Source organism: Streptomyces sp. NBC_01003 (assembly GCF_045162695.1).
In the GTDB taxonomy this organism is placed as follows: Bacteria; Actinomycetota; Actinomycetes; order Streptomycetales; family Streptomycetaceae; genus Streptomyces.
In genome coordinates this window covers 116,629-138,268 of record NZ_CP108707.1, presented here as the reverse complement: position 1 = coordinate 138,268, position 21,640 = coordinate 116,629, and the positions used below count along the sequence as shown (strand labels likewise).

Annotated in this window: 20 protein-coding genes and 2 pseudogenes; 7 read left to right on the top strand and 15 right to left on the bottom strand. The window is 68.6% G+C overall.

The window, feature by feature from the left end:
* Positions 1-167: 167 nt before the first annotated feature.
* Positions 168-1,418, bottom strand: a pseudogene (locus OG698_RS00635) (PHP domain-containing protein); the annotation flags it as partial.
* Positions 1,419-2,090: 672 nt separating this feature from the next.
* On the opposite strand from OG698_RS00635, the gene OG698_RS00630 reads away from it, so the two are divergent.
* A complete protein-coding gene (locus OG698_RS00630; protein ID WP_406100728.1) occupies positions 2,091-2,735 on the top strand; it encodes a CBS domain-containing protein in 645 nt (214 codons plus the stop codon).
* A 223-nt stretch (positions 2,736-2,958) separates the two neighbouring features.
* On the opposite strand, the gene OG698_RS00625 is transcribed toward OG698_RS00630, so the two are convergent.
* Positions 2,959-3,531: a class I SAM-dependent methyltransferase gene (locus tag OG698_RS00625; protein WP_406100727.1), complete on the bottom strand. Its 573-nt coding sequence runs from the start codon at positions 3,529-3,531 to the stop codon at positions 2,959-2,961.
* Between the two features lie 334 nt (positions 3,532-3,865).
* On the opposite strand from OG698_RS00625, the gene OG698_RS00620 reads away from it, so the two are divergent.
* The gene (locus OG698_RS00620; RefSeq protein WP_406100725.1) at positions 3,866-5,038 is read left to right on the top strand and encodes an RNA-guided endonuclease InsQ/TnpB family protein; all 1,173 of its coding nucleotides are present in this window, start codon (positions 3,866-3,868) and stop codon (positions 5,036-5,038) included.
* Positions 5,039-6,120: 1,082 nt separating this feature from the next.
* Positions 6,121-7,617: an NAD(P)/FAD-dependent oxidoreductase gene (locus OG698_RS00615; RefSeq protein ID WP_326778294.1), complete on the top strand. Its 1,497-nt coding sequence runs from the start codon at positions 6,121-6,123 to the stop codon at positions 7,615-7,617.
* 248 nt (positions 7,618-7,865) lie between these two features.
* On the opposite strand, the gene OG698_RS00610 is transcribed toward OG698_RS00615, so the two are convergent.
* The 4 genes from OG698_RS00610 to OG698_RS00595 form a co-directional block, all read right to left on the bottom strand.
* Positions 7,866-8,132 carry a hypothetical protein gene (locus OG698_RS00610; protein WP_406100723.1) on the bottom strand — a complete coding sequence of 89 codons (267 nt, stop codon included), beginning with the start codon at positions 8,130-8,132 and terminating at the stop codon, positions 7,866-7,868.
* Between the two features lie 227 nt (positions 8,133-8,359).
* A complete protein-coding gene (locus tag OG698_RS00605) occupies positions 8,360-9,448 on the bottom strand; it encodes an alkene reductase (protein ID WP_406100721.1) in 1,089 nt (362 codons plus the stop codon).
* A 63-nt stretch (positions 9,449-9,511) separates the two neighbouring features.
* Positions 9,512-10,114 carry an NADPH-dependent F420 reductase gene (locus OG698_RS00600; protein ID WP_406100719.1) on the bottom strand — a complete coding sequence of 201 codons (603 nt, stop codon included), beginning with the start codon at positions 10,112-10,114 and terminating at the stop codon, positions 9,512-9,514.
* A gap of 20 nt (positions 10,115-10,134) precedes the next feature.
* Positions 10,135-11,145, bottom strand: a complete 1,011-nt coding sequence (locus OG698_RS00595; protein WP_406100717.1) for an alcohol dehydrogenase catalytic domain-containing protein — start codon at positions 11,143-11,145, stop codon at positions 10,135-10,137.
* 107 nt (positions 11,146-11,252) lie between these two features.
* Between OG698_RS00595 and OG698_RS00590 the strand changes: the two genes are divergently transcribed.
* On the top strand, positions 11,253-11,861 hold the full coding sequence (locus tag OG698_RS00590) for a TetR/AcrR family transcriptional regulator (protein WP_406100715.1): 609 nt from the start codon (positions 11,253-11,255) through the stop codon (positions 11,859-11,861).
* A 122-nt stretch (positions 11,862-11,983) separates the two neighbouring features.
* Here the strand turns inward: OG698_RS00590 and OG698_RS00585 are convergent, their stop codons facing one another.
* The 6 genes from OG698_RS00585 to OG698_RS00560 form a co-directional block, all read right to left on the bottom strand.
* Complete coding sequence (locus OG698_RS00585; RefSeq protein WP_406100713.1) at positions 11,984-12,106, bottom strand: hypothetical protein; 123 nt, start codon at positions 12,104-12,106, stop codon at positions 11,984-11,986.
* Positions 12,107-12,154: 48 nt separating this feature from the next.
* Positions 12,155-12,295 (bottom strand): hypothetical protein, encoded by a 141-nt coding sequence (locus tag OG698_RS00580; RefSeq protein ID WP_406100711.1) that lies wholly within the window; start codon positions 12,293-12,295, stop codon positions 12,155-12,157.
* Between the two features lie 278 nt (positions 12,296-12,573).
* Complete coding sequence (locus OG698_RS00575; protein ID WP_406100710.1) at positions 12,574-12,843, bottom strand: hypothetical protein; 270 nt, start codon at positions 12,841-12,843, stop codon at positions 12,574-12,576.
* A gap of 519 nt (positions 12,844-13,362) precedes the next feature.
* Positions 13,363-13,512, bottom strand: a complete 150-nt coding sequence (locus tag OG698_RS00570) for a hypothetical protein (RefSeq protein WP_329580380.1) — start codon at positions 13,510-13,512, stop codon at positions 13,363-13,365.
* Positions 13,513-13,874: 362 nt separating this feature from the next.
* Complete coding sequence (locus OG698_RS00565) at positions 13,875-14,348, bottom strand: VOC family protein (RefSeq protein ID WP_329580383.1); 474 nt, start codon at positions 14,346-14,348, stop codon at positions 13,875-13,877.
* 176 nt (positions 14,349-14,524) lie between these two features.
* Complete coding sequence (locus OG698_RS00560; RefSeq protein WP_406100709.1) at positions 14,525-15,430, bottom strand: NAD(P)H-binding protein; 906 nt, start codon at positions 15,428-15,430, stop codon at positions 14,525-14,527.
* Between the two features lie 600 nt (positions 15,431-16,030).
* Here OG698_RS00560 and OG698_RS00555 point away from each other — a divergent pair.
* Positions 16,031-16,507 (top strand): MarR family winged helix-turn-helix transcriptional regulator, encoded by a 477-nt coding sequence (locus OG698_RS00555; RefSeq protein ID WP_406100708.1) that lies wholly within the window; start codon positions 16,031-16,033, stop codon positions 16,505-16,507.
* A gap of 625 nt (positions 16,508-17,132) precedes the next feature.
* Here the strand turns inward: OG698_RS00555 and OG698_RS00550 are convergent.
* The 3 genes and pseudogenes from OG698_RS00550 to OG698_RS00540 all read right to left on the bottom strand — a co-directional run.
* The gene (locus OG698_RS00550; RefSeq protein WP_329580392.1) at positions 17,133-17,312 is read right to left on the bottom strand and encodes a hypothetical protein; all 180 of its coding nucleotides are present in this window, start codon (positions 17,310-17,312) and stop codon (positions 17,133-17,135) included.
* Positions 17,313-17,480: 168 nt separating this feature from the next.
* Entirely contained in the window at positions 17,481-17,942 is a 462-nt protein-coding gene (locus tag OG698_RS00545) for a hypothetical protein (protein WP_406100707.1), read from the bottom strand.
* 65 nt (positions 17,943-18,007) lie between these two features.
* Positions 18,008-18,220, bottom strand: a pseudogene (locus OG698_RS00540) (IS630 family transposase); the annotation flags it as partial.
* A gap of 307 nt (positions 18,221-18,527) precedes the next feature.
* Here OG698_RS00540 and OG698_RS00535 point away from each other — a divergent pair.
* A complete protein-coding gene (locus tag OG698_RS00535) occupies positions 18,528-19,727 on the top strand; it encodes a PP2C family protein-serine/threonine phosphatase (RefSeq protein WP_406100706.1) in 1,200 nt (399 codons plus the stop codon).
* Between the two features lie 694 nt (positions 19,728-20,421).
* On the top strand, positions 20,422-21,606 hold the full coding sequence (locus OG698_RS00530; RefSeq protein ID WP_406100704.1) for an IS701 family transposase: 1,185 nt from the start codon (positions 20,422-20,424) through the stop codon (positions 21,604-21,606).
* The last annotated feature ends 34 nt before the right edge of the window (positions 21,607-21,640 follow it).

Sequence of the window (21,640 nt, the reverse complement as noted above, 5' to 3'; positions counted from 1 at the left end):
GGGCATCTCCTGAACCCTTAGGTCCCCGAGGACCATCCCACTCCGCACTGCACTCCTTCCGACGAACCCGTACGCAGTGGAGAGAACTCAGGCGATCGGTAAAGAGGTACGCGATGGACTCAGATGCCACCCGAACGAACGAGGCAGTCTCCCTGAGACCGGTCGGTAAACCGCTCGAACAGGAGCCTGTGTGTGAGCGGATTCGCGGTCGCCACGAACAGTGAGTGGTTGACCATGGACCCGGCACCGGAGCCGCGTGCGGCGACCCGGACACCCATCGCCCGCACGTCCGCGACCACCTGGGCCACGGCAAGGAAGTAGCCCTCGAAACCGAGCCGTCCGATGACATCGAGTTCATAGTCCAGCTGCCGCACCGCCGCCGCATCCGAATCCAGGCCGCGGGCCACCATGCCGGCCTCGCAGCGCTGGCGCAGCAGCCGCATCGCACCGCCCCGAACCCGGTCAGCGCCCACCACGTGCGGCTCGGGAAAGTGCGGCCGCCCCATCCCCAAGTCCTGTGCGCTCAAAGTGCAGGAGGCGGCCGTGGCCTCGGTCTCGGCGAGCAGTGCTGCCGCCCGCTCGGGCCCCTGGCCCGCGGCCTGGGCGATCCGCGCGGCGACGGCCGCCATCTCACCGCCGCCCTTGAGCCACCGCTCGCCGCTGTCGACGCTGCGCCGGTCGATCGGACGCAGCAGCCGGGCGGCATCCAGCACGTCCGCAAGGCGGTGCTGTGCCGGATCGGCGTACCGCACCGAGTTCGAGACGACCAACGGCACGCTGAGGTCGTCACCGAGTTGCACGGTCCGCGCCGCCAACCGCAACGACCCCGCCCCGGTCCCCGACCGGCCCAGGTAGACCGTCTCCAACCGCAGGCCCGGCCCGGCGATCGTCCGCCACTGCGCGAGCAGCCGCTCAGCCAGATCCGGCCGCCCAGACATCAGCGCAGCAACAGGCTCCGACGAAGGACCGAGCAACACCACTAGGCCCTCACCGAGGTGCTCCTGAAGCACCGGCCAGGCCGCCACCGGCACCCCGTCCACGGGCGCGGCGTGCGCCGCCGACACAATCCGGCACAACCGGGCCCACCCACCCACATCCTGCGCCAGCAGCGTCACCCGCCACCGCGCCTCCACCACATGCGCACCGCCACGCACCGGCGTGCGGCGCCGGCCGGCCGAAGGATCGGGCTCGGTGGCAGGGGCGACGGCGAGGTCCACGCCGAAGATCGGGCGCACGTCGGCAGCAGAAGCGGCCTTGGCAAAGCGCACCGTCCCGGCGACTGTGTCGCGGTCGGTCAGCGCGAGCGTGGTGAGGCCGCGCTCGGCGGCCCGGCGGACCAGGTCGTGGGGGAGTGAAGCGCCATAGCGGGCCGAGTATCCGGAGGCGACGTGCAGGTGAGAGAACCCGGAGGCCGTCACGTTGCACCTCCGATCACACGAGCACCGATTCAAGTCGCATGACTTGTTCTGTCACCAATGTATCGAACAAAAATCGAACAACGCGAGTCCTGGGTCCCGCGTGTCCCACTGTGTCGTTGCTGTGACTGTCCGGCCTCTGTGAAGTCCGGGCAGTCTCGGAGATATCCGGGCATCCGTCCCGGTGTCTCGCGCAAGTCCGGGCACGGTCTCGGTATCCGTGCTGGTCACGAGCCCTGCGGCCGTCGTGGCTCCCGCCCGCCGCACCGGCGGATGCCCGGTCGTCTGCGAGACACTGGACGCGCTGGGCGTCTCCCTCAAGTCCGGGTACCGCAGGTCGGAGCGACGTCGTGCCCGGAGATATCTGAGACCGGACAGTGACCGAGTGCCCTAGTTGGCCCGCTCGGCCAACTGCAACGCTCAACTCCAGACGGACGCGGACATGGCGTCGATGTGCCAGCACCTACCGCGCGCTCGGAGGCACTCTGGCCGTGGGGGCCGCTGCTCTCCTCGCCAGGTCAAACGCCACTGGCCTCTGGAGCGGCGGGGTGCTGTCATGGGTAGAGAAGACGCGTTGACGATCCGGCAGGGCCTCGGAGGCCGGACCACCCGCGCGCAGTCCGCCCGGGTGGTCCGACCGGGGCAGCCCCGTCGCAAACAGAGGAGGCCGACGCCATGCTGCACCGCACCACCGTCGGTGACGTGATGACCGGGGATGTCGTCACCCTCCACCCCGACACCTCGGTCCAGGACGTCGTCGGCCTGCTGGATGCGAACGACATCGTCGCGGCCCCGGTCGTCGACGACGACGGCGCTCTCGTCGGCGTCGTGTCCGCGTCCGATGTGCTGCGGCACGAGACCGGAATGCCCGATCCGCAGGGGCAGGACGGGAGCGATGAGGGCGCCTGGGGCAAGGCCCGGGCTCGGACCGCGGGCGCGCTCATGAGCAGCCCCGTCTTCACCGCCCACGCCGACTGGACGATCCCCCTGGCCGCTCGGGAACTCCGCAGTCGGCACGTCAAGCAGCTGCCGGTGGTCGGCGACGACGGGCTCCTCATTGGCATCGTCAGCCGTAGCGATCTGCTCGACGCCTTCATCCGCTCCGACGCCGAGATCCGCGGCGAGGTGGAGCAGGACGTCCTGGGGCGCATCCTCGGCCTGGACGAGGGCACCGTCGCAGTCGAGGTCCGGGACGGGGTCGTCACCCTGCGCGGTCACGTCCCGGAACCGCGTCTCGTCCCGGTGGTCGTGGGCCTCTGCCAGGGCGTCGACGGCGTCGTCGCCCTGGACGCCCACCTCGCCGCCGCCGGGGCGGGCTAGGTCAGGGTTTGGGGATACCTGCGAGCGATGCTCGGCTTCGGCTCACGCCGCGGAGCAGATCTACCGGCTCCCTGGGCTTCTTCCCGCTGGAGGTCACGCCCGCGTTTGCGGAGCGCGCCACCCCAGCGGGCGACCTGACGGGCATGGCCAAGTCGCCAAGACGCGAGCCTGCAGTAGAGAGGGTTCCTCGACCGCCGGCGGCCGAGGAACCCTCTTGCCCAGGTCATTTCTTAAGGATGAAACAGCGCAGACCGCCGGGCTCCAGGTCGTACCAAGCACCGCTGTCCCACCCCGCCAGGAGACCGCCGACGTCCTGGCCGGCCAGGACGATGTGCGCTCGATCGACCGGGAGGCGATTCGCGAGCGGGGTCGTCACCACCCACACCCCGCCGGGCCGGAGCAAACGGCGCAACCGCCCGGCGACGGCGGACCCGTCGTTCATGAATGCGTACACCAACCGCATCGTCACCACGTCGAAGCTGTCCGAAGGCAGCTCAGCGACGGCCTTGGCATCCTCGAAATCGACCTGGCGAGCCTCGAGGTTCGGCTCCAGACCCTCGTAGCGATCGCGGACGGCGGCAACTGAGGAGACCGCCCAGTCCACGGCGAGGGTTGTGTACCCGACTTGGGCCAGTTCCGCGGCGTATCCGCCCAGCCCGCACCCCACATCCAGAGCCCGCGCCCCGGCTGCAGGTGGCAGGTGCCTGGTGAGGAGGCTCATCTCGCCCGCACCTGGGCGCAGGAACCCGTCGCCGGCGGCGAACGAGTCCTCCCAGTGCTGCACGCCGGCATTCACCGGTGCTCCCCTTCCTAGAAGCGCAGCAGGACCAGATTTGATTGGGTGCCGTCAGGCCGCTTCGGCGTCGGGGTATCGCACAGCCTTCTTCAGCGGATTCTTGCGAGGAACCCCGGGCGTTCGCGCCCGGGAGGAATCGCCTCCCCGGGGTGCGACGAGGAGCGTCGCCGTGACGTGCCGCAGGCCATCACGGCCGCGGAGCGGCCCGGGGCGTTCCGGCGGAGCCGGGCTACGGCGGTGTGCGCGGGCAGGGCCGGAGCGGGTATCGCTCGTTCGGGTGGGGCGGGGGCGAACGTGTGGTGGGTCTTCGTCCAGGTGTATAGGTTCGCTGCTCGTGAAGCTGGTGGTGCGGGTGAAGCTGCTGCCGACGCCCGTACAGGCGGCGGCACTTGAGGCGACCCTGCACGCCTGCAACGAGGCCGCCACGTGGGCCGCGTCCGTTGTATTCGAGAAAGAGGCGCGACGTGTGCTGGAGTTGCGCAAGCACGCCTATGCCGAGATCCGGGCCAGGTGGGGACTGGGCGCCCAGGCCGCCCAGCATGCCATCAAGAAGACCTGCGACGCCTACACCACCCTGAAGGCGAACGTCCGGGCGGGACGTTACGGGCGGCCCGGTTCCAGGCGGCACATCCGCGCCTCGGGCAAGCCGGTGGTCTTCCGGCCCCAGGCGGCGCAGCCTTACGACGACCGGATGCTGTCCTGGCAGCACCAGGCACGCACGGTATCGATCTGGACCACGGCCGGCCGGCTCAAGGGTGTGGCCTTCACGGGGCAGGCCGAGCAGCTGGCTGTGCTGGCTGCGCACCGCAAGGGCGAGTCCGACCTGCTGTTCCGGGACGGGAAGTGGTTCCTGATCGCGACCTGCGACATCGACGAAGCCGCCCCGAACACCCACCCGGCCGGCTTCCTCGGGGTGGACCTGGGGATGGTGAACATCGCCGCTACCTCCGACGGCGAGCGCCACTGCGGGCGTCGGATCAACCGCAAGCGGGAACAGGATCGCAAGCTGCGGGGCAAGCTGCAGAAGAAGAGCACCAAGTCCGCCAGGCGGCGGGCGAAGAGGCATGCGGGCAAGGAAGCCCGGCGTGCCAAGGACATCAATCACAAGATCAGCAAAGGGATTGTGGCGGAGGCTGAACGCACCGGTCGCGGGATCGCCCTGGAGACACTCACGGGCATTCGCGAGCGGGCGCGGCTGAGAAGGCCCCAACGCGTCAAGATCCACTCCTGGCCCTTCGCCCAGCTCGGCTCGTTCATCGTCTACAAGGCGAAGCGGGCCGGGGTGCCGGTGGTGTACGTCGATTCGGCGTACACCAGCCAGGAATGCTCGAAGTGTCATCACGCCGCTCGCGGAAACCGGCCCTCCCAGGCCGTCTTCTCGTGCCGGGTCTGCGGATTCGTTGATCACGCAGACCGCAACGCGTCCCACAACATCGCCCACCGCGGGTGGTACGTGTGGGTCTGCGGGGCCCAGTCAACGGCCCCCGAACTCACCCTCATCGCGTGAGTCCTGGACGCAGCCGAACCCATCACAGCCAGTGATGACTCGAGCAGCAAGCCCGGTCGTTCACGACCGGGCAGTTGACGGCAGCCTCAACCTCATACCGTGATCCGCTCTCGTCCCGGCCGATCGCAGCGTGGACCTCGACGGCGGCGTCCCTGCCACGCCTTCCACGCCGCGGCGTACTCGGCGTGCTGTTCCTCGCTCCAGCCGCTCTCCTGCGAGGGCGGGCCGAACCGTTCCTGCAACGCCCGCACGTGCGCGTGTGCCTCGTCAGTTGCCTGCTGCTTCTTCATCGACGGACGACCATCCCAACCACGGTCCCCTTGACCCCGCCGCTGCCGCAACGCACTGCCAGCCTCCTGCAACGCCAAGGCAGCTACCAGAGCGCCGCCTCCCGCGCGTTCACGCGACTCACTCACCACCTCGTCAACACCCGCGGCTACAGCCCGCCCTCGGACTTCGCCTGAGAAGCCTGACGATTTGCCTGTGACCTTTCAAACGCATCCACGGCACCACCGTCAGCCGTGCCCACTGGCGAATGCTCGTCGTCATTCCATTCCACCAGTGCAGAAAGCGTCAAACGAGAGGCGCTGTCTCACATTCAGTGGCGACCTGGGTGTAGTCGTGGGCCTTCTATGCCTGGCCGGTTCGTGACCTCGGCCATAACGGTCATGTCGGCCCGTTTGATGGGCGGATTAAAGACTGCCAGTGGAGGACTCGTAGGTGGCCCAGGCTGCAGGAATCCGTGGCCGACTGCCGGAGGAGTTCATTCGTGATCGCCCTCTCCGCGGCCAGTCGGCCACTGGCGTTTTCCTCGATGGGGAGGATGACCGTGGCGGCGGACCCACGGAGACAACGTCCAACTCGAGTGCAACCTCGCCAATCCGTGGTCTCGTTAGGCTGCGGTTACTCGAAAACAGCCGGAGGCGTAGGCTTTCTCCTGTGAGAGTTGGCGGCGTCGGCCAACATATACGCCCAGTATGAAACGCCTGCGCATGCCGTACCCAATGCATTCCCAGTGAAGTCGGATTTCCAGGAGTTCATCCGTCTCGATTTTTTCGCGATCCGAATAGGAAGGCGCGATTATGGCAGCAAGTGTGGATCCGGATCGCTCCGAGTGGGATGTCATCGTGCTGGGTGGTGCCGCGGCAGGCGAGAACGCGGCTCAATACGCCACACAGTTCTCGGGTTTGGACGCGGTGCTCGTGGAAGCTGAACTGCTGGGTGGCGAGTGCTCGTACTGGGCCTGCATGCCCAGCAAGGTCCTGCTGCGCCCCGCTGACGTCCTTGGAAACGCGCAGCATGTGCCCGGTGTCGCGTCGCTGTTGACTGATCACGTGTTGGACGTGCCGGCGACACTGGCCCGCCGGGACACCGTCGTGAACGGTCTCGACGACTCCTCGCAGATCGGGTGGGCACTCGGTGCCGGCATCGACGTGGTCCGCGGGTACGGGCGCCTCGACGGAGAGCGCTCGGTGGCGGTGGAGATGGCAGCGGGCGGCACCCGTGTGCTCACCGCGAGGCACGCGGTGGTGATCGACACAGGGTCCTGCACCACGGTGCCGCCGATCGAGGGCATGGCGCAGGTCCGGCCGTGGACCTCCCGCGATGTCACCAACCTGCACGAGGTGCCGCGCCGGGTCGTCGTCCTGGGCGGTGGAGTGGTCGCGTGCGAGGCGGCGACGTGGCTGCGGGCGCTGGGCGTGGCCGAATTGAGCGTTGTATACCGGCGCACCGAGCTGCTCCCGCGAGAGGAATCGTTTGCCGGGCGTATGGTCGGCGACCGGCTCAGGGATGCGGGGGTGCGGCTTCTTCCCGGAAGGTCGATCACCAAGGTGGGACGCGACGACTCGCGGGACACGGGAGTCGGGCTGCCTCATGGCGGAGAGGTAACCGTCTGGCTGGACGACGGCAGCACGCTCGTCGGCGACGAACTGGTGCTTGCCACCGGCCGCACTCCCAACACTCAGGACATCGGCCTGGAGTCGGTTGGATACCCCGACGGCGGCTTCCTCGAGGTGGACGACGAGCAAGCTGTACGGGCGGTGAGCGGGCATTGGCTGTATGCGGTCGGTGATGTCTGCGGACGCGCGTTGCTGACTCATATGGGCAAGTACCAGGCGCGGGTCGCCGGCGAGGTGATCGCTGCTCGTGCCACGGGGCACTCCGTGGCCGGCGCGCAGAGCGGTGCGCGGGGCGCTGCCGACGGGCATCGCGGCAACCCGCAGGTGACGTTCACCGACCCGGAGGTCGGATCAGCCGGTATGACCGAGCGGCAGGCCCGCGAAGCGGGAATCGACGTGGCAACGGTCGAGTACGACATGGCCGCCCTCGCCGGCACATATGTGATGCGAGATGACTACCTCGGGCGCGCCAAACTCGTCATCGATCGGATGAGCGACACGGTTGTGGGCGCGACGTTCGTCGGTTCGGGAGTCGCGGATCTCGTCCACTCCGCCACGACGGCCATTGTCGCGAGGATCCCGCTTTCCGTGCTGTGGCATGTGGTGCCCAGCTACCCCACCGCCAGCGAGGTCTGGCTACGCCTGTTGGAGACGTACCGGGCTCAGAGCTATGCCTGATGCTCCAGTTGTAGATCGGGACCGTACTCGTTGCGCTGGTCGCTTCGGCAGACATGTGAGCTGCTCATGTGCCTGTCAGAGCCGCCATCGGGGTGCAGTCGCGTGCACCGCAGTTTCAGCTCCTCGCTTCCCGTTCGTGCGGAACGTCGCCGCGGCTGCCCTCGCACCCAGTACAGCCGTCTTCCGGGGGCGGCCGTGCTGCTGTCCGGGCAGGTGCCGCCGTTCCGGAGTGGGCGGTCCGGGCCGCGTCAGCTGTGGTTCAGGGACCACTCGACCTGGTCCTCGTACAAACGAGCGGCACTGACACCGTGCCCCGACGCCGCTTCGGCCTCGTGGTCCGCGTAGCGGCCGACTCGTTCGCTGCCGGTCACGGAGGTGGCGGACACGTGCTGCGTGTGCTGCACGGGCACCGAAGTCGTGGCTGCCGACGCCGAGCCGCCGCCTCCGAGAAGCGCTCCGCCGGCCAGTGCCGTGGAGGCGAGTGCGATCGAGACGCGCTTGGTCATGCTGCTCATGGTCATTTCCCTTACAAAACTGCCGCGGCTTCGCCGATCCGGCGGGCGCCGCTTCCATGTGAACCGAGATCCGGAAATCCCGGGTCAGTCGGCTGGCTTCAAGGTCATCCGGAGGGGTGCCTCCAGTCGGCGCGTCCGAGGTCCGCCGCGCCGCTTCCTCGCTGTGGCCAGGAGCGGGCGCGGCGGGCCTCCGATCAACCGTCAAAGGCGCAGGAAGACGTAGTTGCTCAGTTGGCGGTGAAGGTGGGGTAGTCGGTGTAGCCCTCGGTGTGACCGGCGTAGTAGGTGTCCCGGTCGCCGTCGGCCAGCGGGTGGCCCTGCGCGAAGCGCTCGACCAGGTCGGGGTTGGCGATGAAAGGCTCGGCGAAGGAGACCGCGTTGACGATCCCGTGGTCGAGGATCTCGTTGCCGAGGGCCTGGGTGAAGCCGAGGTTGGCGACGATGTTGCCCTGGTGGTGGGCGCGGTAGCGGGAGAAGAGGGCGATGCGCTCCTCGATGGTGCCGGGGGTGCCCAGGAGGTGCAGGTAGGCCAGGTTGCTGTCGTTGAGCTTCTTGAGCAGCTGGTCGTAGTCGGCGAGTGTCTCCTCGTCCGCGGTGAACGTGGTTCCGTTGTTCCAGCCCGGGGACATCTTGACGCTGATGCGGTCGCTGCCCCACACGTCACTGACGGCGTCGAGGATGTCGAGGAGGAACTGGGCCCGCTTCTCGCTGCTGCCTCCGTAGGCGTCGGTGCGCTGGTTGAGACGGGGGTTGAGGAACTGCGGGATCAAGTGGGATTGCTGGGCGTGGATTTCCACGCCGTCGAAGCCGGCGCGGCGGGCGTTCTCGGCCGCATGGCGGTAGTCGGCGATGGTGGCGGCGATCTCGGCGGCGGTGTAGGCGCGCGGGGTGACGGTGTCCTTCGGTCCGGAGGGGGTGAAGGACTTCTCGTCGGGGTTGATGGCCGAGGGTCCGGCGGGCAGGCGGCCGCCGAGGTGGTCGGGGTGGGAGGCCGTGCCGAGGTGGCCGAACTGGGAGACGATCCGCCCGCCGGCCTCGTGGACGGCTTCGGTGACCTTCACCCAGCCGGCGGTCTGCGTGTCGGTGTAGATGCCGGGCGCGTTGATGAAGCCGATCGCGTCGGGGCTGACCCAGGTTCCCTCGGTGACGATCAGGCCGGCGCCGGCGCGCTGCGCGTAGTAGGTCGCGTGCAGGTCGGTGGGGGCCAGCTCGGCGTTCTGAGCGCGGGCGCGGGTCATGGGGGCCATGACGACGCTGTTGGGGAGCTCCAGCGCGCCGAGGCGGACGGGCTGCAGCAGGGGCTGGGTGGTGGTCATGAGCAACTTCCTTGTGCTGAGGGGTGGATGAGGAGGAGAGTGAGGAATGGGCGAGGGCCCGGCTCAGTCCTGTTTGAGGGCGTGGAGGCCGGAGAGTGGGCCACCGAGCTGCATGAGGCGTCCGCCCTCGCGCAAGGAGCCGAGGTCGACGGGGGCGAAGCCGAAGGCGGCGGTGAGGTCCTTGACGGTGGTCTTGGCGTCGGCGTCGTCACCGGCGAGGAACAGCACCTGGCGTCCGGCCTGGTGGCGCGGGTCGGCGGCGATGTACTGGCCGTAGAGGGTGTTGAACGCCTTGACGACGCGGGCTCCGGGCAGCAGTGAGGCGACGTGTTCGCTGCCGGTCAGTTCGCCCAGGTCGGCGATCTTCATGGGCGGCGGCGGGGAGGCGAACTGGTTGGTGGCGTCGATGACGATGCGCCCGTCGAAGGGTGGCAGGCTGGCTACCGCGTCCGGGATCTGGGGCCAGCCGACTGCGAGCACGACTAGTTCCGCCGCGGCGGCTTCCTCCGGGGTGCAGGCGTGGGCGAGCGGTCCGAGTTCGTCGGCGAGGCCGGCCAGGGAGGCGGGGCCGCGGCTGTTGCTCAGTACGACCTGGTGGCCGTGGGCCACGGCGTGGCGGGCGATGGCCTTGGCGACGGTTCCGGCGCCGAGGGTTCCGATCTTCATGGCGGTGCCCTTCGTGGGGTTCAGGGTGCGGGGCTGGTGAGCAGGACGGTTCCGCTCTTGCTGGGGCGGCGGACATGGTCGATGGCCTTCGCGAAGTCGGCGAGGTCGTAGCTGGCGGCGACCTCGAAGAGTTCCGGGGCGGTCGCGGCCAGACGGGCGGCGAAGGCGACGTCCTCGGCCCGTTCCTCAGGCGTGCGGGCGGCCATCCACTGGAAGATGGACGTGCCCCGCACGGTCAGGGCCCGCGGGGTCAGCGCGAGCGACTCCAGCGGCGTGCTGCCGGAACCGAGCTGTCCGTAGGTGATCAGCGTGCCGCCGTCGGCGAGCAGCCCGGCCAGCTCACCGGTCAGGGATCCGCCCACGGCGTCCAGTACGACCTGGGCACCCCGGCCGCCGGTCGCGTCCTGGACCTGAGTGCGCCAGTCCGCGTCGGCCGTCGAGATGGTCGGCAGTCCGGGGAAGCGCTGCCGCAAGGTCTGCGCCCCCGTGGCGCTGCGTACCAGGTTGACCAGCGGGATGCCGTGCTTGAGTGCTGCGGCGCTGACCAGCTTTCCCACCGACGAACCGGCGGCCGTCTGCACCACCGGACCGGCCTGGCCGTGCTGGGCGTCCTCGACCGCCCGCAGCAAGGAGAGCAGGGTCAGCGGGTTGACCAGCATCAAAGCCGCGGTCTCGTCGCTGAGGTCCTCGGGCACCGGCACCACAAGATGGGTCGGCGCCGTGACGAGTTCGCTCCACGCGCCCGGCACCGGGAAGAACGCCACCCGCTGACCGGGCCGCAGATCCTGCACACCCTCGCCGACGGTCTCGATGACGCCCATTCCCTCCACGCCGGGAATCCGTGGCGTGGCGAACCGCTGCCGCGGCCCACCTGGAAGGCCTTCCACTCCCGCCAGGTCGCCGGGGTGGATCGGCCGGGACAGCACCTGCACCTGTACCTGCCCGGCCGCGGGCGCAGCAGGGGCCGGCTGCTCGCTTAGGCGTAGTACCTGCCCGGCTTCTCCGTGCTGGTCGTAGGCGATGGCGCGCATGACGCTCCCCTTCCACGAACTATTGATGATGGGCATCATTGGAACTTCTGCTATGATGAGAGGCATCATTAAAAATGTCAAACCGAGAGCGACGCGAGAGGACGGCCATGCCGCGGATCACCAAGGAGGACAAGGCCCGCAACCGGCAGAACATCCTCGAAGCGGCGGGCCGCATGTTTCGCTCGCAGGGAATCGACGCGGTCGGCATCGCCGAGTTGATGAAGGAAGCCGGACTCACCCACGGCGGCTTCTACAACCACTTCGCCTCCAAGAACGACCTGGCCGTGGAGGTGTGCGGCGCCTCCTTCGCCGCCTCGCTCGGGGGCCTGGCCCGGACGATCGAGGACGGTCCGGGCCAGGCCGGCTCTCCGCTGGAGCGGGTCGTGGCCGGGTATCTGTCCACCGCGCACCGTGACGCCCCGGACGGCGGCTGTCCCTCCGCCTCCCTGGTCACCGACGCCGGACGGCACAGCGAAGCCGTGCAGAGCGCGTACGCCGAAGGCGTCGAGGGTTACCTCACCGGCTTCGCCGCCGAGTTCGCGCGCGAAGCCGAGGAGAAGGGCCACGAGCTCGACCCGGCCGAGGCCCGCCATAGAGCCATCCGCCTGCTCAGCGAAATGGTCGGCGCGCTGATGCTCGCGCGCGCCGTACGCCACGTCGAGCCCGAGCTCTCCGCCGAGATCCTGCAGACCGGCCGCAGCCACGCCCTCGACTGATGCGATTCAGGGCCGCTGCGGGACGTGGAGCTGAGGCGTTCGCGATAGACGGCCCGGCCCCGACAGGCGCAGGAATGGACACGCTCCCTACAAGGCTGATCGGCCTGACCTGGTTGAGGGCTCTACTCCTTCGCACCGTCTTCGTCGAGCTCGATCGCGTCCGGGTCACGCAGCGGACGTAGGCCCTCGCACGGCACGGAGGCGTTGAAGCTGTAGCGGCCCAGGACGATGAGGGTTCTTGCCAACGGCTGTAACGATGTTCCTCACGGCCGAGCTGGGCCCCTGAGCGCGGTTCACGGGATCCGATTGGGCCGCGGCTGCGTCGGCAGTGCTCTGACCGGGGAGCTGGGCTGCGACAGCGCACCGCGTAGTTGCCGGTTCTCCACGGTCAGTTGGTTGACGTCGCGGACGAGGTGATCTATGTCGGTCTGCAACTGCGACAGCTCCTTGGCGTCCTTGACGCGGAGTTCCTTCAGCTTGACGATCTGCTTGCGTAGACGGATCTCGGAGTCTGGCGTCTTACCGCGCGCCCTGACCTGCGCATAGAAATCGTTCTTGAGGTCCGGGTGCCGCTCGGTCAGCGTGTTGCGGGGTACGCCGGCTTCCTCGGCCAGGGCGACGATCGTCCATGCGCCGTTGGAGCGCAGTGGGGCCCCTTGCAGGATGCGGCCGATGGCCGCGCGGATACGGTCGCGTTAGTCGGGTGCGGGGCTCATGCGGTGCCGTCCTGGAGTGTGGTCCGGGTTCGGTAGTGGGCGTCGGCAAGGTCGCGTAGGCGCCCGGCGTTGCTGCGTAGCCGCTCGCCCAGCGGGCCGGGGGCCTGGGCTGCCCGCTGATCGCGCACGGTGGCACGGTGCCGGAGACCGGCGGCGTGCTGATCGGTGCGGGCGATGTTCGCGCAGGTGGGAACGCACCGGTCGAGGCTGGGGGTGTCCTTGGTGCCGCGGTAGCACAGGGCCTTGTCGCGCTTGTAGACACACATCAGCAGCGTGTTGGGATTGTCGTAGACGGCCAGTTGAGGGTTGGCGCGGATGTCGCGGGCTTGCCGGGCGGTGACGATGTTGCCGGTTTACTGCGGAGCGGTGGCGGCGGCCTTGATCGCTCTGCGGGCAGCAGGTCCGGAAATGCCGATGGAAAGTAGGGACTCGACCGCGGTGCGCCACCCCGGCGCTTTTGTCCGACAAGTCGGCGGGGCTGGTCACGGACGATGACCAGGACAACTGCGCCAGTGAGAGGCTGGTTGTGGTGAGTGCCGCTGTAGAAATGCCGGTGCTCGCCGTGGTGGCCCGCAGACAGGGTGCAGCGCAGCGTGCTCTCCGGCTGCCGGATGAAACAGATGCCGGGGATCTCCACGTGCTCCTGCAGCGTCTTCCGCTGGGCGCTCATCGCCGCACCTGCCGCATCACGAGACGGAGCCAGCTGCCCGGCGGTACGGAGCACCCGCCTTGGTGTTGTCGTCGCGTGCTGCTGGGACGTCGCTGGAAGGGGCCGCGTTGCTCGCTCAGATGAACCGGACGCTCTCGATGTCGATGGTGACGAGTTCCATGTCCCGGGATACTGGTCCGTCCTTGCCGAGCTGGAAGACGCGGCGCCGGGTCGTGATTCCGTCGAACTCCTGGTACGCGCAGGGACAGTGCGCGGCGGGGCCCACATTGATGGCCTCGGGCGTGTAGTCGTGCCCACGGCCTTGAACCCGTCAGAGCCGAAGGCGAAGGGGGACGTGAGGTACGTCCACGTGGCATCCCCGGCGAAGTAGGCGACGGGCAGGTCGTCCCAGGGAGCGTGCACGTCGCTCGGAAACGAGGCACGAGGGTCCGACCGCTCGGCCTTCACCTCGCCGTCGACCGTCTCGATGGCCACCCGCTTGGCAGTGAAGGTCGCCTTCCGCGATCACCGCACTGAGCCCTGCAGCGCGGGTACGGTCGGCGGCGTTCACGCTCTCCGGGCCGACGCCGATGACAACGTCGAAGCTGCGAGTTGTCCCGGTCGTCGCTATCTGCCGGGAGGGGCCGGTCAGCGGCCGGGGAACCTCTGCGTGATTTCCTGGAGCACCCAGCCGTTGCCGTCCGGGTCACTGAAAGTGGCGTAGGAGCCGTAGCTCGCACGCTCGGGGTGCGGTCCGGTGATTCGCTCCTGGCCCTGACCGCTGTGGACGACATCTCCGGCGTCGTGGCCGTGGAAGAAGATGCCCTTGTCGTCGTGGAACACCTCGCTGACCTCGATTCCACGGCCGACCAGGTCTGCGCGGGCCTCCTCTATGTCCTCGACGACGAGGTACAGACCCTGAGCCGAACCAGGTGCGGCCGTGGTGAGGCCCTTTCCGAAGATGATCGACGACTCGGACCCGGGCGGCGTGAGGTGGACCACGCGGTAGTCGTCGGTGATGTCCTTGGCGAGGTCGAGCCGGAATCCGGCCTTCTCGTAGAAGGCCCTGGAGCGGTCGACGTCCGAGACCGGCAGGACGAAAAGCTCTAGTTTCATGTTCATCTTCTTTGATCACTTTCGTTGTCCGTGTTCCGCGCGTAGTGCGGAACACGGGGGGTGTCTGGACGCAGCGGTTCGCTCGAGCGGGTGCGGTGGCGCGGTGGGGACCCGTGACCGGGGGCAGGCGCCTGTTCTGTTGATGCTCGTCGCCCGACGTGCGGCGAGCCCTCGGGGACATATCAGCCCAGGTAGAAGTCCTTGCGTGCCGCGACGAATTCCTCGATTGTTTGGGCGGAGGTACCTGTTAGGCGCTCGACGTCGTCCGAAGCCCGGTCGTACCGGTTTTCCTGATGCAGGCGGCACATGGTGACGATGTGCTGCTCAATGTGGGACGGCAGACCGATCGTGGAGAGCACCTCCTTGCGCCACTGCTCGAGGGGGACGTCCACATACGAGACCTTCTGGCCCAGCGCCCCGGAAAAGAGCTCGGCCATCTCGGTCATGTCGCCCGTGCGCGGGCCGGTCAGCTCGTAGACGTGGCCCACGTGGCGGACGGGGTCGCGCAGCACGGTGGCTACCACCCTGGCGACGTCGTCCACGGCGATCGGCGAGGTGCGCCCGATTCCGAATGGCAGCTCGATCGTGCCCCTCTTACGGATCGTCTGCGCCGGAAGCACGGTGAACAGCGGGTTGTCCAGGAACGTCGTGGGCCGGATGTGGACCACCGGCAGACCTGACCAGTTGAACACCTGCTCCGCCAGCCAATGCAGCCGCTGCTGGCGGGACTCCACGGTGCTGGTGGCGGTCATCTGCGACACGGTCATCTGCGACATGTCTACAAGTGCGTCCAGCCCGCCGCACTTCCGCGCGACGCTCGCCACGACGGTTGCCGCGAGCAGGTGGTCCGGTGACACAGGCATGGCGAAGTACATGCTCCGAACGCCCTCCAGAGCGGGCGCGACGGTCTCGGGTCGCGTGAGGTCGCCAAGGACGACCTCAGCCCCGAGTGCCCGCATCTGCGCGGCACGGTCGTCGTCCCGACGGACCATGACACGCACCGGTACGTCCCGTGCGCGCAGCTTCTCGAGGACATTACGGCCCACGTCTCCCGCGCCTGCGATGAGGACGAGGTGGCTGGCAGCCATAGGCATTCCCTTTCTTGGTGACTGGGCAAGATCGCATTCGCATCCGCGGCTGGAACTGGGGGCGCGGCCGTCCCGGCGGCGCTTCCCTGGGTGTCGCGGGAAGACAGGGAGGGGATTCGATGAGACCCAACCCGCATTAGGAGCATATGCTCCTAATTGGGGAAGTGCAAGACCTCTCGTCCTTCTCGCGGGCGTGCGCCGAGAGACTGCGGCGCACTTGCGAACGGATACTCCCAGGCTCGCGATCCGGGCCGCGGGGCGATGCCAGTGGAGGCTGCAGCTCCGCACGATGCGATTGCCCGCGCCGCTGCGGCCAGGCTGTCGCACCCGACAACTTCGACGCCTTTTGAGCCTACGCCCCGGCGAAATGACCGTCGCGGCCACCGGCGAGGTGCCATGCCGGGCCGTGCCGATGACTCGCTGCACAACCTGGCAACTGGCCCATCAACACGCCGGCTCGGTGCTCGGGCCCGGCAGGTCGCGCCTCGCCGCGCCACCGGGGTTCCGCCGTACGCCCAGCCGGGCGCCGACGCCGGGCGGACCGCAGGCGTGAAGACACTTTCGCGCCACCGCTAGCGGTTAGGTGCATATACTCGTACCTTGACCCCGCATCTGGAGGAGAGCATGGCCGGCACCGAGAGGGACACCGCTAGATCCTGCAACAACCTGGCTCTGCGCAAGGCAGCCCGGTACCTCGGCGCCACCTACGACAGGGCGCTCGCCCCGACGGGCCTGCGCGCCACACAGTTCAGCATCCTCCAGAAGCTGAGCACCCACGAGCAGATCACCATCAGCAGCCTCGCCGAGATGATCGCCATGGACCGCACCACCTTGGCCAGCAACCTCAAACCACTCGCTCGCGAGGGCCTCGTCACCGTCGAACCGTCACCAACAGACCGCCGGGCTCGCATCGTCACCCTCACCCCCGACGGCCTCGCCCGGATGACCGCCGCCCTCCCGTACTGGCGTACCGTGCAGTCCGAATTCGAGGAGAGCTTCGGCGGCGACAAGGCAGCCCAGCTCCGCGCCGCTCTCGAAGACATCCTCGACACCGGATTCCACCCCTGGGCCGAATAGACGGCGACAACCAGAGCGCCGATTCGGTCGGCGACAGCGCAACCTCATACTGGCCGACGCGTTCGCAGGCGCAGGCGCAGGCGCAGGCGCAGGCGCAGGCGCAGGCGCAGGCCCGCCGCATAGGCCTTCTGCCGCGCACGTCCTCATGCCCGCAGGCCTGTCCTGATACCCCACCGACGAGACAGATGTTCGGCCTGCAGCCTGAGGCCGATCGGTCGGTGCACTGGCGGACCGCCTCGTGAGCAACCCCGTGTATCCGATGCGACCGGCTTCCGAGCAGCTCTCCCGGGTCCGGCCCAGGTGGGCCCGGGAGAGCTGCCACATCTGGTGCACCAGGCGCGAGCCGCCAGGCCGCTTTCCGGATCAAACGCTCCGTCGATGTCACCTGGCAGGCTTCGGCTAAAAGACATGAAGGAAGCATCCGACCGCGACCGCTTCGGCGGCTGCGATCGATGTCAGCCGGACAAGGATCTTCCGCGACTTCACAACGACCTCTCTCGGGACTGGTGCAGCGTACGAAGGACGGCGCAGCGCTGCGGATCTACGAGGACCCACCAGACGGGGCGGTGCCCGGTCGCAGTGGTGTCGACAGGCGGGGCCGCCGCGGCCGGCTTGAGGCAGCAACTCACAGGCCGCCCATGCGTATGAGCCACCAATCCGGGTTGTAGGCGCCGCTCACCGAATCGTGGGCCACAGCTGGCCGCTCTTCCACGGTGTCCTTAAGCCGGATGGGCTCCGGCAGCTCGGAGAACCGCAGACTGCGCTGCCGCTGTGCCACGTCGGCGGATGTGCGTTCGTGTTCCATTCCAGCGTCTCCTCCTTACGGCGTTCGCGCCGCGCTCGACGGCACCCGCCCTGCCGGCGACGGGGACGGAAGCGGACTTGCGGTGGCGTTGAACAGCCACGACGGGCTCGTGCGTAGCGGCTCCGACCAGTCATTGGCGGCCACATCACCCCGATGGTGGGGCGTCGGTCAGGCGACAGCTGCTCGACGTCGCATCAGGCGGGGACGCAGGCTCAGCAGGGTTCCGGCGACGATGGCCCACACAGCCAGGGTGATCACGGGACCGGCCAGGTGCGAGCCGTTGTAGTAGCTGAGATCGGCGATGCCCCTCACAGCCGCTCCGGGCGGCAGCAGGGCGGAGACCGCCCGGGCCCCGGCGGGCAGCAGGTCGGCTCCGATGACCGCGCCGCTCGTGGCGTTGCCGACGGTCAGCAGCAACAGCGTGGTCACCGGCAGGCCAATCGGTCCGAGCAAAACACCCAGGAGCTTGGTCGTAAACGCCGTCACGGCGGCCAGCAGGGCCAGGACGAAGACCAGCGGCACAAGCGGGGCCGGTGCGGCGCCCAGAACGGGGCCGACGAGGAGCGCCCCGACGGCGCCGATGGCGGCGGAGGCTCCGATGAGCAGGAGGAGCCGGTGACGCAGACGCACGACGCCGGCCAGCCCCAGGACGTTCGAGCCCAGAACGAAGCCGGCCAGGCTTACGCCGAAGGCCAGATAGAACCCAGCCGGTGGATCACATCACGCACGGTGTCCTCGTCCGCCTGCACCAGCTGGGCGATCACCGGAACCCGGTTCCCGCCCGCCGAGGCCAGCAGCATTATCGCGCGCCGGTAGCGCACCGAACTCGTGCTGCCACGGCGCACGATCTGCTGCAGCTTCTGCCCCTCCAGGTCGGTCAGTCTGCGCACACGGACAGGCTCAGCCACCGCGCCTCTACCGGTCCGGTAGGACCAACGGAACAGCCAGTAACGCTAAGCCGGTTTCCGCAGGTCGCAGCACCCCGGCCGCGTCTCTCAGAACGGCTTCGCCGAACTCGGCGGTTGTGAGACGGGTTCTGCGAGAACCGGCCTGGGCAAACGTGCTTGGCGCTGGCCAGCAGGAACGGTCCTCACAACCGGTCATTTATGCGAGGGACTGGGCGTGCCTGCCCGCCGCCGAGGTGGAACCGGTGTGAGATCGCATGCGGGCAGTGCCCGCGGTCAGGCTGGGACATTCGCATGAGCGGAGGCAAGGATGCCGGGTGACCCGTTCGGGCTGGCCGAGGTGCTCGCCGCTGCGGAGGACGCGGCGCCGGGGGCGTCTCTCGCCGTGGTGGCGCGCAATCTACGCGACCGGTTCGACGCGCGGGCGGTGTCGTTCCTGTTCGTCGGCGTCGCTGGCCGGCAGATGGTGCGGGTCGACGAGGGGATCGCCCCGCGGGCCGGCCTCGACGCCGATCAGATCCAGCTGGCCGGCAGCGTCTACGAACAGGTGCTGCGCACCCAGGAGCTGGTGCAGGCCCCCGACGCCGGGCACGGAAAGCGGGTGTTCGCCCCGGTGACCAACCGCGGTGACACCATCGGCGTCCTGGAGATGTCCCTGCCGCACGTCAGCCAGGAGATCCTGGACGAGGTTGGCGAGGCCGCGCACGCGCTGGCGTACATCATCGTCACCGACCGCCGCTTCACCGACCTCTACCGGTGGGGTCAGCGCGCTACCCCTCTCAGCCTGGCCGCCGAAATCCAGCGCCAGCTCCTGCCCGACGCGCCCTCCTGCGAAGCCGCACAGTTCGTGCTCGCCGCGTGCCTGGTCCCGGCCGACGACGCCGCCGGGGACACCTACGACTACGCCCTCGGCCACGACACCCTGCATCTTTCCGTCACCGATGCCATGGGCCACGACGTCGACGCCGCACTCATGGCCACCCTCCTGGTCAATGCCTCGCGCGGCGCTCGTCGCGACGGCGCCAGCCTGACCGAGCAGGCCCGCCGGATCCACCAGGCTCTCCTCGACCACGGCCACGACACCATGGCCACCGGCCAGCTCCTGCGCATCGCCCTGGACGGGACCGGCGCACAGGTCGTCAACGCCGGACACCCCTGGCCGCTGCTCCTACGCGACGGCACGGTGAACGAGGTGCGCCTGGACGTCGACCTGCTCTTCGGCGCCCCCGGACCCACCCCGTACCATGTACAGTTCCTCGACCTGCGCCCCGGCGACCGGCTCCTGCTCCACAGCGACGGCATGCAGGAACGACAAGCCGAGTCCGTCGACCTGCCCGGCCTCATGCGCGAGACCGCCTCCGAACATCCCCGCGAGGTCGTGCGCGTCCTGGCAGCAGCGGTTACCGACGCCTGCGGCGGCCACCTGCCCGACGACGCCACGGTGCTGTGCCTCGACTGGCATGGACCCCACCACGACGGCCGCCACGCCCACCCCGGAACCGGCCGATAAGCACTTCCCCGTACCTATCCGGAGACCGCCGCCAGGAAGAGGTCATTCCTCTCCACCGTCCGCGTCGCCATCACCGGCCGCGGCCGGGCCGCGCAGCGGGCACAGGCCGTCTCGGATGCGCCGGCCCTCAGCCGTCTTCCCCTTCGTCCTCGATGGCATCGGGGTCGCGGAAGGGCCGCAGGCCCTGGCCGGGTCCGCTGGCCTTGACCGGTCGGCATCGCCCGGCGCGGTTGTGAGAACCGTTCCTGCTGGCCAGCGCCAAGCACGTTTGCCCAGGCCGGTTCTCGCAGAACCCCTCTCACAACCGCCGAGTTCTGCGAAGCCGCTCTGAGAGGCGCGGCCGGGGTGCTGCGACCTGCGGAAACCGGCTTTGCCTGCACAGGTGCACCCAAGGGTGCACCGAAGGTACGGCCGGAGGTGTGAACCCCTCTTTCGTGATCTTGAGGGTTTCCCCTGCTCAGGCCCCCTGGGCAAGCCCTTCGGGCACACCGACACCTCTTTCTCCGCGACAGCCGGAGGAAGAGGCAGCGTTGCCCGGGTGGCCTGGCCTGCCGGCCCGCCCCTTGGTCTCTCCGTTCTCTGTCTCCCACGTCGGGCCGCGGCCGCGGCCCCAGTCGTTGATGGCGTCCCCGGTGACCTAGTACTGCAACGGTCTTTGGCGTGACTGGTTGCCAGGGTGGTCGTTGGTCTGGTCATGGGTGGGGTGTTGGGTGATGTGAGGACGTGGGCGTCGGGTCTGGGTGAGGTGCATGAGTGTTTTGTGCACCGGTTTGCTCGGTCGGAGCCGCGGGAGTCGGCCCTGGCGTATATGCGGGGGCTGATATCTCCGTTGGAGCGGAAGAACGGCTGGACGCTGGCCGAGGAGGCCGGTCACGCGGCTCCCGACCGGATGCATCGGCTGCTGAACCGGTGTGACTGGGACGCGGACGAGGTCCTCGACGACGTCCGCGACTATGTCGTCGAGCATCTCGGCGACCCGGAGGCCGTCCTGATCGTGGATGACACCGGCTTCCTGAAGAAGGGTGTCCGTTCGGCCGGGGTCCAGCGCCAATATTCCGGGACGGCGGGGCGGACGGAGAATTGCCAGGTCGGTGTCTTCCTCGCCTATGCCAGCGCTCGCGGCCGCACGCTGATCGACCGCCGGTTGTATCTGCCCACGTCATGGACCGATGACCGCGAACGCTGTCGGGCCGCAGGCATCGAGGACACGGTCGCCTTCGAAACGAAAGTGGTCATTGCCAAGGCGATGGTCCGCCGGGCGATCACCGAGAAGATCCCGTTCCGGTGGGTGACCGCGGACGCCGCTTACGGCTTCTCCAAGGGCTGGCGGACCGAGCTCGAGCGGGCCGATGTTTTCCACGTCATGGCCACCACCCGCCACGACACCGTCGTCACCCGCTGGGCCATCGATCATCCTGTCCACGACCTGTTTCCCGGACTTCCCAGGCAGAAGTGGAAACGCCGCTCCTGTGGCAACGGTGCCCACGGACCACGCGTCTACGACTGGGCGAGGGTCGAGGTCCGGCCCTGGCACCGCGAAGACCGTCGGCACTACGTGATGGCCCGCCGCAGTGTCAGCCGGCCCCAGGAGATCTCTTACTACATCGCCTACTGCCCAGCAGACACCACACTCGACGAGCTCATCCGCGTCGCTGGCAGCCGCTGGGCGGTCGAGGAATGCTTCCAAACCGCCAAGCAGGAATGCGGCCTGGACGACTACCAGGTCCGCCGCTATCCCGGCTGGCACCGCCACATCACCCACGCCATGGCCGCCCACGCCTGCCTCACCGTCCTGCGGGCCCGCGCACTCGATGCAGGGAAAGCAGAAACGGATCCTCCCAGCTCATCCCTCTCACCCTCCCCGAAATCCGACGCCTGATCACCCGCCTCACGCACCGCTGCCCGGCCTCCAT